Genomic DNA, 14,250 nt, shown 5'->3' with positions numbered 1-14,250 from the left:
ATCACACGAGAGTCGGTCAAGCCCGGAAAGGCGCATCGATGGAACGGAACGGCGAACGGGGCTTCTGGCTTTACGATCTGCGGGTGGAATGCGTGCTGGAGGGGCGAACGCCGGTCTGCCGCCATGTGGAGGGAGAGTATTTCCGCGTGGTGGGCGAAAACCTGGTGTTCGACGGGCCGCAAAGCGTGTCGATGTATGCGCTGATCGGGGTCTTGCCGCATCTGCCGGCCCGCCAGCGCGAGACCGACCCCGACGACTGGATGAGCACCGACAGCGAGATCGCCTGCGCCGACCCGCATTGCGGCGGGCGGTTCCGCATCACGCGCGAAGGGCGGCGGTGGTTTTCGCACGCCGCCACCACCGGATTGCCCGATGCCCGCGGCACCCCCTACTGGAAGGACACGCCATGACCGTGGAAACCGCCGACCTGCGCCCCGGCCACCGCATTTCGCGCATCATCAAGGGCGGTTGGCAACTGGCCGGCGACCACGGCGAGGTGCGCCCCGCCGAGGCCATCGCCGACATGGAGGCGTTTCTGGACGCCGGCATCACCACCTTCGACTGCGCCGACATCTACAAGGGCGTGGAGGAGATGATCGGCACCTTCATCGCCGATGTCCGCCGCCGCCGCGGGGCCGAGGTGGCGAACCGCGTCGTCGTCCATACCAAGCTGGTGCCCGACCTGGGCCGGCTGGCCGATCTGCGCCCCGACGAGGTGGTGGCCATCATCGACCGATCCTTGCAGCGCTTGCAGATCGAGCGGATTCCGCTGGTGCAGTTCTTCTGGTGGGACATGACGCTTGGCAATGCCGTGGAGGCGCTGGAGGTGCTGAAGGACTGCCAGCGTCAGGGCAAGATCGCCAACCTCGGCACCACCAACTGGGACACGCCGGTGATGGACCGCTTCATCGACGCCGGGTTCGACGTGGTGTCGGCGCAGGTGCAGTATTCGCTGCTGGACCGCCGCCCGGCGGCCACGATGGCGGCCTGGGGCGCGCGGCGCAACGTCCAGATCCTGTGCTATGGCACGCTGGCCGGCGGGTTCCTGACCGATGCCTGGCTGGGCCGGCCCGACCCGGGGTTCCGGTTCGACAACCGCAGCCTGGTGAAATACCGCCTCATCATCGACGAGTTCGGGCCCTGGGATCTGTTCCAGACGCTGCTGGAAACGCTCGACACCATCGGCAAGCGGCATGGGGTGGCGCTGTCGTCGGTGGCGACGCGATGGGTGCTGGACCAGCCGCAGGTGGCAGCCGCCATCGTCGGCGCGCGCTATGCCCGCCATCTGCCCAAGACGCTGGAGGCGTTCCGCCTGGCTCTGGATGCCGACGACCATGCCGCCATCGCCGCGGTGCTGGCGCAGGCGCGCGGGCCGGGGGGGCCGGTCTACGGGCTGGAAGGCGACCGGAGCGGGCGGCACGGGCGGATCATGAAATACAACCTCAACACCAACCCCGACGACAAGGTGCACGGGGCATGAGCGAGGCGGTTCTGTCCTTGCGCGGGTTGACGCGGGATTTCGGCCCGTTCCGCGCGGTCGATTCCGTGACGCTCGACATCCGGCGCGGGTCGATCACCGGGTTGATCGGGCCGAACGGCGCGGGCAAGACCACGCTGTTCAACATGGTGGCCGGCACGCTGAAACCCACGGCCGGCAGCGTCAGCCTGAACGGGCAGGACATCACCGGCCTGCCGTCCGAGGCGCTGTTTTCCCGCGGGCTGGCGCGCACCTTCCAGATCCCGCGGCCGTTCCGGCGCATGAGCGTGCTGGACAACGTGCTGCTGGCCCCGCCGGCGCAGGTGGGCGAAACGGTGCTGGGGGCGCTGTTCCGCCGCGGCCGGGTGGCGGCCGAGGAAGCGCGGTTGCGCGACAAGGCGCGCGGCATCCTGGATTTCATGACGCTGGGCAAGCTGGCCGACCACCCGGCAGGCAAGATTTCCGGCGGGCAGATGAAACTGCTGGAACTGGCGCGCGCGCTGATGGGCGACCCGGCAGTGATCCTGCTGGACGAGCCTGCGGCAGGGGTGAACCCTTCGCTGACCCGCACGCTGATCGAGCGCATCGAGGAATTGAACCGGCAAGGCACCACCTTTGTCATCATCGAGCACGACATGGATTTCGTCATGCGCCACTGCGACCCGGTGGTGGCGCTGGCCGAAGGGCGCGTCGTGTTCCAGGGCACGGCCGACGCGGCACGGGCGAACCCCTTGCTGCTCGATGCCTATCTGGGGGCGCCGGCATGAGCGCGATCCTGACCGTCGAAGGGCTGGAGGCAGGCTATGTGCGCGACCTGCCCATCCTGCGCCAGGTGCGCCTGTCGGTGGAACGCGCGAGCCTGACGGTAATCATCGGGCCGAACGGCGCGGGAAAATCCACGCTTATCAAGGCGATTGCCGGGCTTGTGCCGGTCAGCGCCGGGCGGGTGGTGCTGGACGGGGCCGAGATCACCGGCATCCGCCCCGACCAGATGGGCGCGCTGGGGCTGGCCTATGTGCCGCAGACCGACAACATCTTTCGCCACCTGAGCATCCGCGAGAATCTGTCCCTGGTGCTGTGCCGCCTGCCCGACCGTGCGCAGCGGCTGGACGAGCTTTATGCGCTGTTCCCGCCGCTGGCCGCCAAGCACAAGGACCGCGCCGGGGCGCTGTCGGGCGGGCAGCGGCAGATGCTGGCGGTGGCAATGGCGCTGGCCAACCGCCCGCGCCTGGTGCTGATGGACGAACCTTCGGCCGGCCTGTCGCCCAAGATCGCGGCCGAGGTGCTGGACCTGGCGCGCAGCCTGACCGGGCAAGGGGTGACCGTGCTGCTGGTGGAACAGAACGTCAAGCAGGCGCTGCGGGTGGCCGACCACTGCTGGATCCTGGCCGAAGGGCGCAACCGGATCGACGGGCCGGCGGCCGACATCCTTTCGGACCCGGTGGTGGGCGAAATCTACCTGGGCGGCAAGCGCGTGGGGGCAGCATGATCCAGAGTATCGTGGACGGAGTTCTCACCGGGGCCATCATCTCGCTGGGGGCCATCGGGTTGACGATGGTCATGCACATGCTGCGCTTTGCCAACTTTGCCTATGCCGAGTTGCTGGCCATCGGCGCCTATGCCGCGCTGGTGTTCGACGCGCTGTTTTCCGGGCTGGCGCCGGTGCTGGCCACCGCCTTCAAGCCGCTGACGCTGACCGCCTCGCTGGCGCTGGCCACGCTGGTGGCGATGGTGCTGACCGGCGCCTCGGCGGTGGCGATCGACTGGCTGGTCTTCAGGCGCATCCGCGCCAAGGCCGACACGCTGTCGATGGTGTTCGCCAGCTTCGGGGTGGCGCTGATCGTGCGCAACGTTCTGACGCTGGCCTTCGGCCACAAGGCGCAGCTCTATTCGCAAGACATCGCCTTTGCCGTGGTGCTGAGCCGCGACCCCTTGCTGCTGATAAAGCCCGATCAGGTCTTCGTGCTGGTGGCGGCGCTGGCGTTGATGGGGCTGTTCCATCTGGTGCTGACGCGCACCACCTTCGGCTTTGCCTTGCGCGCGGTGGCGGAAAACCCGGCGCTGGCGCAGGTGTCGGGCGTGCGGCTGAGCACGATGATTACCGCCGTCTGGATGATCGGCGGCGCACTGTCGGCGGCGGCGGGGGTGTTCTATGCCATGACCAACCACCTGTCGCCGGTGCTGGGGCACAACTTCCTGCTGCCGGTGTTTGCGGCCACCATCGTGGGCGGCATCGGCAGCGTGCATGGCGCGGTGCTGGGCGGGTTCATCGTGGGCATCGCCTCGGGGCTGGCGCTGATGGTGCTGCCGTCGGGTTACGCGCCGGCGATGCCCTTTGTCATCATCCTGGCCGTGCTGCTGGTGCGCCCGCACGGGCTGTTCGGAGAAGACCAGTCATGATCGGGCTGATTTCCTATCTGGCGTTCTTTGCCACCATGGCGGGGATCCTGGCCATCGTGGTTCTGGGGCTGAACCTGCAATGGGGCTACACCGGGCTGTTCAACGGCGGGGTGGTGGCGTTTTTCGGGGCCGGGGCCTATGGCACCATGCTGCTGGGCGGGCGGCCCGAACCGGGGCAGTTCGGCGGGTTCGAATGGCCCTTTCTGCTGGCGCTGGCGGGGGGGGTGGCGCTGGCGGCGCTGGTGGCCTGGATCGTGGGGTTGCTGACGCTGCGGCTGCGGCACGATTACCTGGCGATTGCCACCTTCGGCGTCGCGGTCGCGTTCGAAAGTGTGACCCGCAACGCCGAATGGCTGACCGGCGGTGCCAAGGGCCTGCGCGGCTTTCCCCGCCCGCTGGAGGCGGCCATCGGCAACACCTTCGTCTATGGCCTGGTCTTTCTGGCGATGGTGCTGGCGGTTCTGCTGGCGGTGTTCTGGGGGCTGGAGCGGCTGGTGCATTCACCTTATGGCCGTGCCTTGCGCGCCATCCGCGAGGACGAGACGGCGGCGCGCAGCCTGGGCAAGAACCCCGCGCGGCTGCGGCTGCAAAGCTTTGTCATCGGTTCGGCCATCATGGGGTTGGCGGGCGGGCTGTATGTGGCCTTCTATGCCTTTGTCAGCCCGCAGGATCTGGCGCCGATCCTGACCTTTCAGGTCTGGGCGATGCTGATCGTCGGCGGGGCGGGCAACAACCGCGGCGCGGTTCTGGGCGCCTTTCTGATCTGGGCGGCCTGGACGGCCAGCGGCTTTGCCCTGTCGAAGTTCGCGCCGCAGTCGATGCAGCTTTACACCGGCTCGATTCAATACATTCTGATCGGGTCGGTGATCGTGGGGATGCTGCTGTGGCGGCCGCAGGGGCTGCTGCCCGAACGCATCGCAGGGTTTTTCAAACCGGCCGCCAGGGCCGGAACCACCAGCAAGGGAGTAACGGGATGACACGCAAATTCGCAGGCTTCGCCGCCGCCGCGGCGATGGCCCTGATGGCGCAGGCGGGGCTTGCCGCCGCGCAGGACTGTTCGGTGAAGGTGGGCGTGGTGCTGCCCACGTCGGTGGACTGGGGCAAGCCGATTGCCGAAACCGCACTGTGGGTCGCCGACATGGTGAACGAGGCCGGCGGCGTCGATGGCTGCAAGGTCGAGGCGATTTTGCGCGACGACCAGAACGATGCCAAGGTGGGCGTCGATGCCGCCAAGGCGCTGGTGGACCTGGACAAGGTGCAACTGCTGATGGGTGCCGTGTCGTCGGGCGTGACCATCCCGATTCTCACCTCGGTGACGGTGCCGGCCGGGGTGATGCAGATTTCCTGCTGCTCGTCCTCGACCCGCATCACCGGGCTTGCGGCGGATGGCCAGCTCAAGGGGCTGTGGTTCCGCACCTTTGCCACCAGCCGGGTGCAGGCTGCGGTCGCGGCGATGGTGGCCAGGGAACAGGGCTACAGGAAGGTCACGATCCTTTACAAGAACGACGACTGGGGCCAGGACATCGCCCGCCTTGCGACCGAGGCCTTCCAGGGTTCGGGCATCGAGGTTGCGGCCTCGATCGCCATCACCGATGCGCAGCCCAGCTACCGCGCCGAGGTGACCCAGGCGCTGGCCAGCGAGCCCGATGCGCTGTATCTGCCGCTCTATCCGAAAGAGGGCATCTCGGTCGTGCGCGAATGGCTGAGCCTGGGCGGCACGACGAAGATGATCGGCGCCAACTCGCTGAAATCCGACGAGTTCCGCGATGCGGTGGGGATGCAGTATCTGGCCGATTTCATCGGCACCGATACCTCGACCCCGCGCACCGACAGCGCCAGCAGCTTCAAGGCCGCCTATGAGGCCAGGTTCGGCAAGCCGCCGAGCGGCCCGGGCCTGCCCAACAGCTTCGATGCCGCGGCCATTTCGCTGCTGGCCTATCATGCTGCGGGGCGTGGCGCCACGGGGGCGGAAATCGCCGCCAAGGTGCCGATGGTGACCGACCCCAACGGCGAAAAGGTGGGCGTCGATGTCGAAGGGCTGAAAAAGGCGATGGCGCTGCTGAAGGAAGGCAAGGCCGTCTCGATCCAGGGCGGCACCGGCGCGGTGTCCTTCGACCCGTATGGCGATGTGTCGGCCCCGGCGGTGTCCTGGACCTTCGGTGCCAGCGGGGTCGAGGAAAAGCGCTACATCCCGCTGGAGGAAGTGGGCGCCTTCATCGCATCGCTGAAGTAAGGATCGGCGGCCCGGCTGCCCCAGGGGGTGGCCGGGCTGTTGCGGGGGGATGGCCATGACAGCGGTCAACCTGATCGAACCCGGCCCGATCTTTGCCGGGCCGCTGGCGCAGGCGGCAGAGCTGTTCCCCGACCATCCGAACTCCGCCACCGCGGCCGCGCTGTGCGGCCCCGGGATCGAGGCCACCACCATCGCGCTCCGCTGCACCGAGGATGGCGGGCCCCACGTGATCCGCGCCTCGTTCGCCATGCCCGGCCAGACCATCGAAACCGAAGTGCGCTTCGGCAACGGCCCGCACCCGGTGGCGCAGGCGATCATCGCGGCGCTGGAACGGCGCGGCGGCTGGCTGCGTTACGGCTGAGACAGCGCCTCGACCGGAAAGAATGGCCGGCAGACCTTGGCCTCCAGCCGGAACCAGCGGTCCAGCCGGGCGCCGTTTTCCTCGACCCGGAACAGGTGCAGCATGTCGGATACCGTTTGCAGCGACGGCACCTCGTAGACCAGATACCAGGTGTGGTCGGTATCGGCCGGTTGCCCGACCTTCAGGATGTCGTCGTCCAGCGTGGTGACCAGCCGCGCGCCCATGTCCAGCCACTGCGCGCACACCGCCATCAGCCGCGGCAGGATCACCGCCTGGCGGTCCCGGTCCGAGGCGGCATACCAGCCGGGGCCCGAGGCGCCCAGCAGCAGCACGCGCAACGGGGGGGTGGCATCGGGGGCAGCATGGCGCATGGCGGGTTTCCTATTCTGGCGCCCGAAGGTGCCGCCCGGGGGCGGCGAATGCAAGTGGCGCTGGAATTGCGCGCCCCTCTGGCTTAGGCCAAGGATGGAAGGGGGGGCGCCGATGATCGACAAGCTGGAAATGCTGATCGCGCTGGAACGCGAACGCCACTTCGGCCGCGCCGCCGAGGCCTGCCACGTGACCCAGCCGACGTTGTCTTCGGCCATCAAGGCGCTGGAGGAACATTTCGGCGCGCAGCTGGTGCATCGCGGGTCGCGTTACATCGGCCTGACGCCCGAAGGCGAACGGGTGCTGGCCCGCGCCCGCGTGATCGTGGCCGAGGCGCGCGCGATCCAGACCGATCTGGACCAGGCGCGCAGCGGGCTGAGCGGGTGGTTGCGGCTGGGGGTGATTCCCACCGCGATGGCCACGGTGCATGGCTATACCGGCCCGTTTCTGGCGCAGAACCCGGGGTTGCGGCTGCATCTGCGGTCGATGACCAGCCAGGATATCGTGACCTCGCTCTTTGATTTCGACCTCGACGCCGGGTTCAGCTATTCGGCCGAGGATCTGGACCTGACGCTGCCGCCCGGCATGGAATCGCTGCCGCTCTACCGCGAGCGCTATGCGCTGGTGCGGGCGGCGGCAGGCGGGCCCTATCCGCCGCGGGTCGGCTGGGGCGATCTGGCCGGGATGCGGCTGTGCCTGCTGACGCGCGACATGCAGAACCGCAAGATCATCGACCGGCTGATGACCCGCGCCGGCCTGCTGCCCGACCCGGTGATCGAGGCCAATTCCATCGTGGCCCTTGTGGGCCATGTGCGCGCCGGGGGGGCGGCGGCGGGGCTGGCGACCATCTTGCCGGTGCGGGCGGCGGCCGAGTTCACCCGCGCCCCCGGGCTGGTGGCGACCCCGATCGAGGGCGACGATGGCGCCTTGCGGATGCCGCAGTTCGCGCTGATCCTGCCGGTCGAGGGGCGGCGGTCGCTGCTGCTGGAACGCTTCGTGGCCTCGGTGGTGGCGATAGGCCGCGCCAATCAGGCAACGGAACAATCAATTTGATCCTGGCGCCCGCCTTCCCCTAGGCTTTTCGCGCCAGGAGGAGCCCATGTCAGCCAAGCCCTTGTCCGATGCCGGTCGCGCCCGCATTCACGAAATCCTTGCCGATCACCGCGGGGTGGAAGGGGCCTTGCTGCCGATCCTGCACGCGGTGCAGGCCGAATTCGGCCATGTGCCGGCCGATGCGCTGCCGCTGATCGCCGCCGACCAGAACATCAGCAAGGCCGAAGCGCATGGCGTGATGACGTTCTACCACGACTTCCGCGAAGAACCGGCCGGGCGCCGCGTGCTGAAGCTGTGCCGGGCCGAGGCGTGCCAGGCGGTGGGCGCCGATGCGCTGGCCGACCACGCCCGCGCGCGCACGGGGCTCGACTGGCACGGCACCACCGCCGACGGCGCCCTGACGCTGGAGCCGGTGTTCTGCCTGGGCCTGTGCGCCTGCGGGCCGGCGGCGCTGGTCGACGGGCAGCCGGTGGGCCGGCTGGATGCGGCGCGGCTGGATGCGATTCTGGCTGGGGGTGCGGCATGATCCGGGTCTGGGTTCCGCGCGATGCGGCGGCACGTGCACTGGGCGCCGATGCCGTCGCAGCAGCCGTGCAGGCCTGCGCAAGGGCCAGCGGGCAGGAGGTGGCGCTGACCCGCAACGGCTCGCGCGGGATGATCTGGCTGGAACCGCTGGTCGAGGTGGAGCGGGGCGGCGTGCGCCACGCCTACGGCCCTGCCACCGCCGCCGATGTGCCCGACATTCTGGAGGGATCCTCGCCGCTGCACCTGGGCCCGACCGAGGATTTGCCCTGGATGGCGCGGCAGACCCGGCTGACCTTCGCCCGCGTCGGCGTGACCGACCCCTTGTCGCTGGCCGAGTATGAGGCGCATGGCGGGCTGGCCGGCCTGCGCCGCGCGCTGGCCATGACCCCGGCCGAGGTGGTGGCCGAAGTCACCGCCAGCGGCTTGCGCGGCCGGGGCGGCGCAGGCTTTCCCACCGGGATCAAGTGGAAAACCGTGCACGACGCGCCGGGGCCGCAGAAATACATCGTCTGCAACGCCGACGAAGGCGACAGCGCCACCTTTGCCGACCGCATGCTGATGGAAGGCGACCCCTTCTGCCTGATCGAAGGCATGGCGATTGCCGGGCTGGCCGTGGGCGCGACCAAGGGCTTCATCTACCTGCGCAGCGAATACCCCGATGCGGCCGCGGTGCTGACCGCCGCCTTGCGGATCGCCCGCGAGGCCGGGGTGCTGGGCGGCGCGGTGCTGGGGCAGGGTCCGGCCTTCGACATCGAATTGCGGATGGGGGCGGGCGCCTATGTCTGCGGCGAGGAAACCAGCCTGCTCAACAGTCTGGAAGGCAAGCGCGGCGTGGTGCGCGCCAAGCCGCCGCTGCCGGCGCTGCAGGGGTTCATGGGCCGGCCCACGGTGGTCAACAACGTGATTTCGCTGGCGACGGTGCCGGTGATCCTGGAAAAGGGCGCGGCGCATTACGCGGGCTTCGGCCTGGGCCGCTCACGCGGGACGATGCCGTTGCAGATTGCCGGCAACGTGCGCCACGGCGGGCTGTTCGAATGCGCCTTCGGCCTTACCTTGGGCGAAATCGTCAACGACATCGGCGGCGGCACCGCCTCGGGCCGGCCGGTCAAGGCGGTGCAGGTCGGCGGGCCGCTGGGGGCCTGGTTCCCGCCCGCGCTGTTCGACACGCCTTTCGGATACGAGGAATTCGCCGCCCGCGACGGGCTGATCGGCCATGCCGGGCTGACGGTGGCCGACGACAGCATCGACATGCTGCGCATGGCGCGCTTTGCGATGGAGTTCTGCGCCATCGAAAGCTGCGGCAAGTGCACCCCCTGCCGCATCGGTGCGGTGCGCGGGGTGGAAACCATCGACCGCATCGCGGCAGGCGACGGCGCCGCCGTGCCGCTGCTGACCGACCTGTGCGCCACGATGAAATCCGGCTCGCTTTGCGCGCTGGGGGGGTTCACGCCCTATCCGGTGCTCAGCGCGCTGACCCATTTCCCCGACGACTTCGCCTGCCGGAAGGAGGCCGCCGAATGAAGGACTTCATCATCCCCGACGCCGATTACGGCACGCCCGCGTCCCGCGCGAAAACGATGGTGACGCTGGAAATCGACGGGTTCGCGGTGACGGTGCCCGAGGGCACCAGCATCATGCGCGCCGCGGCCCAAGCGGGCATTCCGGTGCCCAGGCTGTGCGCCACCGACAGCCTCGATGCCTTCGGATCCTGCCGGCTGTGCCTGGTGGAAATCGAAGGCCGCAACGGCACCCCGGCCAGCTGCACCACGCCCGTGGCGCCGGGGCTGAAAGTGCACACCCAGACCGCAAGGCTGAAACAGCTGCGCCGCGGGGTGATGGAGCTGTATATCTCGGATCATCCGCTGGATTGCCTGACCTGTTCGGCCAACGGCGATTGCGAATTGCAGGACATGGCCGGGGCCGTGGGCCTGCGCGACGTGCGCTATCGGCCGGCGCCCGGTAACGAACTGGCAACACATTTTCGCGCGCGAAACAATTCCGGGCCCAACCCGCAATACATCCCCAAGGACGACAGCAACCCCTATTTCACCTACGATCCGGCCAAGTGCATCGTCTGTTCGCGCTGCGTGCGGGCCTGCGAGGAGGTGCAAGGCACCTTTGCGCTGACGATCGAGGGCCGCGGTTTCGACAGCCGGGTGTCGTTCGGTGCGAAAACGGATACTGCCCTGACCTCGGACTGCGTGTCTTGCGGTGCCTGCGTGCAGGCCTGCCCGACCGCCACCTTGCAGGAAAAATCGGTGATCGAGATCGGCACCCCCGACCGCGCCGTCATCACCACCTGCGCCTATTGCGGCGTGGGGTGCAGTTTCAAGGCCGAGATGCGCGGCGACGAGCTGGTGCGCATGACGCCTTACAAGCACGGCAAGGCCAACCGCGGGCACAGCTGCGTCAAGGGCCGGTTCGCCTATGGCTATGCCACCCACCCCGACCGCATCCTGAAACCGATGATCCGCGAGGCGATCACCGAGCCGTGGCGCGAAGTCGGCTGGGCCGAGGCGATGGCCTTTGCCGCCCGCCGGATGCAGGCCATCCAGGCGAAATACGGGCGGCGGTCGCTGGGGGTCATCACCTCCAGCCGCTGCACGAACGAGGAAACCTATCTGGTCCAGAAACTGGCCCGGGCGGTATTCCGCAACAACAACACCGATACCTGCGCGCGCGTCTGCCATTCGCCCACCGGCTATGGCCTGGGGCAAACCTTCGGCACCAGCGCGGGCACGCAGGATTTCGACTCGGTGGAACATTGCGATGTGGCGATGGTGATCGGCGCCAACCCGCACGCCGGGCACCCGGTGTTCGCCAGCCGGCTGAAGAGGCGGCTGCGCCAGGGGGCAAAGCTGATCGTGGTGGACCCGCGCCGGACCGAAACCGTGCAGGGCCCGCATTACAAGGCCGCGCATCATCTGGCGCTGACCCCGGGCACCAACGTGGCCGTGGTGTCGGCGATGGCGCATGTGATCGTGACCGAAGGGCTTTACAACGAGGCCTTCATCCGCGCGCGTTGCGACTGGGACGAGTTCCAGGACTATGCCGAGTTCATCTCGGACCCGCGCCACAGCCCCGAGGCGGTGCAGCTCGTCACCGGCGTCCCGGCCGAGGAGCTGCGCGCGGCTGCCCGGCTTTATGCCACCGGCGGCAATGCGGCGATCTATTACGGGCTGGGCGTGACCGAGCATAGCCAGGGCTCCACCACCGTCATTGCCATTGCGAACCTGGCCATGCTGACGGGCAACATCGGCCGCCCCGGCGTGGGCGTGAACCCGCTGCGCGGGCAGAACAACGTGCAAGGGTCTTGCGACATGGGGTCGTTCCCGCACGAGCTGCCGGGCTATCGCCATGTGAAGAACCCCGAGGTGCGCGCCATCTTCGAACGGGTCTGGGGGGTGGAGATCGACCCCGAACCCGGCCTGCGCATCCCCAACATGCTGGATGCCGCGGTCGAAGGCACGTTCAAGGGCCTGTATTGCCAGGGCGAGGATATCCTGCAATCCGACCCCGATACCAAGCACGTGGCGGCCGGGCTGGCGGCGATGGAATGCGTCATCGTGCATGACCTGTTCCTGAACGAAACCGCCAATTACGCCCATGTGTTCCTGCCGGGATCGAGCTTTCTGGAAAAGGACGGCACCTTCACCAACGCCGAACGCCGCATCAACCGCGTGCGCAAGGTGATGGCGCCCAGGCAGGGTTATGCCGACTGGGAAGTGACCCAGATGCTGGCCAACGCGATGGGGGCCGGCTGGGCCTATACGCATCCTTCGCAGATCATGGATGAAATCGCCGCCACCACCCCCAGCTTTGCCGGCGTCAGCTACGAACGGCTGGAGGAGCTGGGCTCGGTCCAGTGGCCGTGCAACGACAAGGCGCCCGAAGGCACGCCGATGATGCACATCGACGGGTTCGTGCGCGGGCGGGGCAAGTTCATCCGCACCGAATACGTCGCCACCGACGAACGCACCGGCCCGCGTTTCCCGCTGTTGCTGACCACGGGGCGCATCCTCAGCCAGTACAACGTCGGCGCGCAGACGCGGCGCACGGCGAATGTGGTCTGGCATGACGAGGATGTGCTGGAGATCCACCCGCACGATGCCGAACAGCGCGGCATCCGCCAGGGCGACTGGGTGCGGCTGGCCAGCCGGTCGGGCGAAACGTCCTTGCGCGCCGAAATCACCGATCGGGTGCCGCCGGGCGTGGTCTATACCACCTTCCACCACCCCGATACGCAGGCGAACGTCGTCACCACCGACTATTCCGACTGGGCCACCAACTGCCCGGAATACAAGGTGACGGCGGTGCAGGTCAGCCCGTCGAACGGGCCGAGCCAGTGGCAGCAGGACTATGCCGCCCAGGCCGAGCTTGCCCGCCGCATCCTGCCGGCGGCCGAGTGATGCAGGGCGCGCGGGCCACCCCGCGGCTGGCCTTCGGCGCCCGGCCCCAGCCGGGCGAACGCGTGCTGCCCGAGGAAACCGCCGTGGCGCTGTCGTTCAACGGCAGCGCCCAGGCGGTGATGATGGCGACCCCCGCGGATCTGGAGGATTTCGCCTATGGCTTTGCGCTGACCGAAGGCATCGCGGCGCCCGAGGAGGTCGAGTCTCTGGCCATCGTGCCGCAAGGGCGCGGCATCGACGTGCAGGCCTGGCTGGTGCCCGGTGCGGCCGACCGGCTGGCCGCGCGGCGGCGCACGATGGCCGGCCCGGTGGGGTGCGGCTTGTGCGGCATCGACAGCATCGACCAGGCGCTGCGCGACATGGCGCCGGTGCCGCCCTCGGGGTTTCGCATGACGCCGGCGCAGGTGATGGCGGCGGTGTCCGGGTTGCCCGCGCATCAGCCCTTGCACGATGCCACCCGTGCTGCGCATTGCGCCGGGTTCTGGCAAGGCGGCCGCATGGTTGCGGTGCGCGAGGATGTGGGCCGCCACAACGCGCTGGACAAGCTGGCCGGCCATCTGGCGCGGCACCCGCAGGGGCAAGGGGCCGTGGTGCTGACCAGCCGGGTTTCCATCGACCTCGTGCAGAAGGTGGCGGCGATGGGCCAGCCTGTGCTGATCGCCGTTTCGGCCCCCACCGCCGATGCCGTGGCGCTGGCCGACCGGCTGGGCATCACGCTGATGGCCCTTGCCCGGCCCGACAGGTTCGAGCTTTTCACCCATTCCGACCGCATCGAAGCGCAGGTGCCGCATGTCCGCTGACAAGATCGTCCGCATGGCGAACCAGATCGCCACCTTCATGGAAAGCAAGCCCGAGGCCGAGGCGCTGGCCGGGTTGGCAAGCCACATCAACGACTTCTGGGAACCCCGCATGCGCGCCCAGCTGTTCGCCGTGCTGGATGCCGGCGGCGCGGGGCTGCGCCCGCTGGTGGTGCGGGCTGCCGGGCAGATCCGCCGGCCGCAAACCGCCTAGCGGCAGACGAAATCGGTGGGCAGGCGGTTCAGGGTTTCGGCGCCGGTTTCGGTGACCAGAACCATGTCCTCGATGAAGAACCCGCCAAGGCCGGTGGCGTAGAACGGGCATTCGAAGGCCAGCATCATGCCGGGTTCGGCCAAGACGTCGGTCGGGGCGGAAATGAACGGCCAATCCTCGCTGCCAAGGCTCGCGCCGAGCCCGTGGCCGAAGTGCCCGCGGCTGTCGCCTGCCAGCCCCGCCGCCCGGGGGTTGCGCATTGCGCTGCATCGCATCGGGCCGCGCGGGCATCGTGTCGCTGGCTGCGTTTTCGGATGTGCCGTTTGCGGCCGAAGGGGTCCGGTTCAGTGCCGCCGTCTCCATGATCGGGTTCTGTGCCGACAGCGGCACGACCCTGTCCTTCTCGGCCGGC

General features: G+C 68.6%; 16 protein-coding genes. 14 read left to right on the top strand and 2 right to left on the bottom strand.

Going from position 1 to position 14,250, the window contains the following annotated elements; genetic code table 11:
* Window positions 1–38 precede the first annotated feature (38 nt).
* From ACK4S2_RS02330 to ACK4S2_RS02295, 8 genes are read left to right on the top strand one after another with little or no spacing between them, the layout of a single operon-like run.
* Window positions 39–410 carry a TIGR04076 family protein gene (locus tag ACK4S2_RS02330; protein ID WP_409619927.1) on the top strand — a complete coding sequence of 124 codons (372 nt, stop codon included), beginning with the start codon at window positions 39–41 and terminating at the stop codon, window positions 408–410.
* On the top strand, window positions 407–1,480 hold the full coding sequence (locus ACK4S2_RS02325; RefSeq protein WP_409619925.1) for an aldo/keto reductase: 1,074 nt from the start codon (window positions 407–409) through the stop codon (window positions 1,478–1,480). Before ACK4S2_RS02330 ends, ACK4S2_RS02325 begins: the two co-directional genes overlap by 4 nt.
* Entirely contained in the window at window positions 1,477–2,244 is a 768-nt protein-coding gene (locus tag ACK4S2_RS02320) for an ABC transporter ATP-binding protein (RefSeq protein ID WP_409619923.1), read from the top strand. Before ACK4S2_RS02325 ends, ACK4S2_RS02320 begins: the two co-directional genes overlap by 4 nt.
* The gene (locus ACK4S2_RS02315; protein ID WP_409619921.1) at window positions 2,241–2,966 is read left to right on the top strand and encodes an ABC transporter ATP-binding protein; all 726 of its coding nucleotides are present in this window, start codon (window positions 2,241–2,243) and stop codon (window positions 2,964–2,966) included. The genes ACK4S2_RS02320 and ACK4S2_RS02315 overlap by 4 nt, the downstream gene beginning before the upstream one ends.
* Complete coding sequence (locus tag ACK4S2_RS02310) at window positions 2,963–3,877, top strand: branched-chain amino acid ABC transporter permease (RefSeq protein WP_409619919.1); 915 nt, start codon at window positions 2,963–2,965, stop codon at window positions 3,875–3,877. The genes ACK4S2_RS02315 and ACK4S2_RS02310 overlap by 4 nt, the downstream gene beginning before the upstream one ends.
* Window positions 3,874–4,854 (top strand): branched-chain amino acid ABC transporter permease, encoded by a 981-nt coding sequence (locus tag ACK4S2_RS02305; RefSeq protein ID WP_409619917.1) that lies wholly within the window; start codon window positions 3,874–3,876, stop codon window positions 4,852–4,854. The genes ACK4S2_RS02310 and ACK4S2_RS02305 overlap by 4 nt, the downstream gene beginning before the upstream one ends.
* Window positions 4,851–6,110: an ABC transporter substrate-binding protein gene (locus ACK4S2_RS02300; protein ID WP_409619915.1), complete on the top strand. Its 1,260-nt coding sequence runs from the start codon at window positions 4,851–4,853 to the stop codon at window positions 6,108–6,110. Before ACK4S2_RS02305 ends, ACK4S2_RS02300 begins: the two co-directional genes overlap by 4 nt.
* 55 nt (window positions 6,111–6,165) lie before the next feature.
* Window positions 6,166–6,471, top strand: coding sequence for a hypothetical protein (locus ACK4S2_RS02295; protein ID WP_409619913.1), 306 nt, complete (start codon window positions 6,166–6,168; stop codon window positions 6,469–6,471).
* Here ACK4S2_RS02295 and ACK4S2_RS02290 read toward each other — a convergent pair.
* The gene (locus tag ACK4S2_RS02290) at window positions 6,462–6,842 is read right to left on the bottom strand and encodes a hypothetical protein (RefSeq protein WP_409619912.1); all 381 of its coding nucleotides are present in this window, start codon (window positions 6,840–6,842) and stop codon (window positions 6,462–6,464) included. The two genes, ACK4S2_RS02295 and ACK4S2_RS02290, sit on opposite strands and share 10 nt — an antisense overlap.
* A 112-nt stretch (window positions 6,843–6,954) precedes the next feature.
* Between ACK4S2_RS02290 and ACK4S2_RS02285 the strand changes: the two genes are divergently transcribed.
* From ACK4S2_RS02285 to ACK4S2_RS02260, 6 genes are read left to right on the top strand one after another with little or no spacing between them, the layout of a single operon-like run.
* Entirely contained in the window at window positions 6,955–7,893 is a 939-nt protein-coding gene (locus ACK4S2_RS02285; protein ID WP_409619910.1) for a LysR substrate-binding domain-containing protein, read from the top strand.
* A gap of 46 nt (window positions 7,894–7,939) precedes the next feature.
* On the top strand, window positions 7,940–8,419 hold the full coding sequence (locus ACK4S2_RS02280; RefSeq protein ID WP_409619908.1) for a formate dehydrogenase subunit gamma: 480 nt from the start codon (window positions 7,940–7,942) through the stop codon (window positions 8,417–8,419).
* Window positions 8,419–9,939, top strand: a complete 1,521-nt coding sequence (locus ACK4S2_RS02275) for an NADH-ubiquinone oxidoreductase-F iron-sulfur binding region domain-containing protein (protein WP_409620052.1) — start codon at window positions 8,419–8,421, stop codon at window positions 9,937–9,939. The genes ACK4S2_RS02280 and ACK4S2_RS02275 overlap by 1 nt, the downstream gene beginning before the upstream one ends.
* On the top strand, window positions 9,936–12,827 hold the full coding sequence (gene fdhF / locus ACK4S2_RS02270; RefSeq protein ID WP_409619906.1) for a formate dehydrogenase subunit alpha: 2,892 nt from the start codon (window positions 9,936–9,938) through the stop codon (window positions 12,825–12,827). Before ACK4S2_RS02275 ends, fdhF begins: the two co-directional genes overlap by 4 nt.
* Window positions 12,827–13,627, top strand: coding sequence for a formate dehydrogenase accessory sulfurtransferase FdhD (gene fdhD / locus ACK4S2_RS02265; RefSeq protein WP_409619904.1), 801 nt, complete (start codon window positions 12,827–12,829; stop codon window positions 13,625–13,627). The genes fdhF and fdhD overlap by 1 nt, the downstream gene beginning before the upstream one ends.
* Window positions 13,617–13,838, top strand: coding sequence for a formate dehydrogenase subunit delta (locus ACK4S2_RS02260; RefSeq protein ID WP_409619902.1), 222 nt, complete (start codon window positions 13,617–13,619; stop codon window positions 13,836–13,838). The genes fdhD and ACK4S2_RS02260 overlap by 11 nt, the downstream gene beginning before the upstream one ends.
* Here ACK4S2_RS02260 and ACK4S2_RS02255 read toward each other — a convergent pair.
* Window positions 13,835–14,098: a M24 family metallopeptidase gene (locus ACK4S2_RS02255; protein ID WP_409619900.1), complete on the bottom strand. Its 264-nt coding sequence runs from the start codon at window positions 14,096–14,098 to the stop codon at window positions 13,835–13,837. The genes ACK4S2_RS02260 and ACK4S2_RS02255 overlap by 4 nt on opposite strands.
* Between the last annotated feature and the right edge of the window lie 152 nt (window positions 14,099–14,250).

Origin of the sequence: Gemmobacter sp. (assembly GCF_046292685.1) — a bacterium.
GTDB lineage: Bacteria > Pseudomonadota > Alphaproteobacteria > Rhodobacterales > Rhodobacteraceae > Wagnerdoeblera.
Note: the sequence above shows the minus strand (reverse complement) of the source record. Positions and strands in the feature narration are given on the sequence as shown.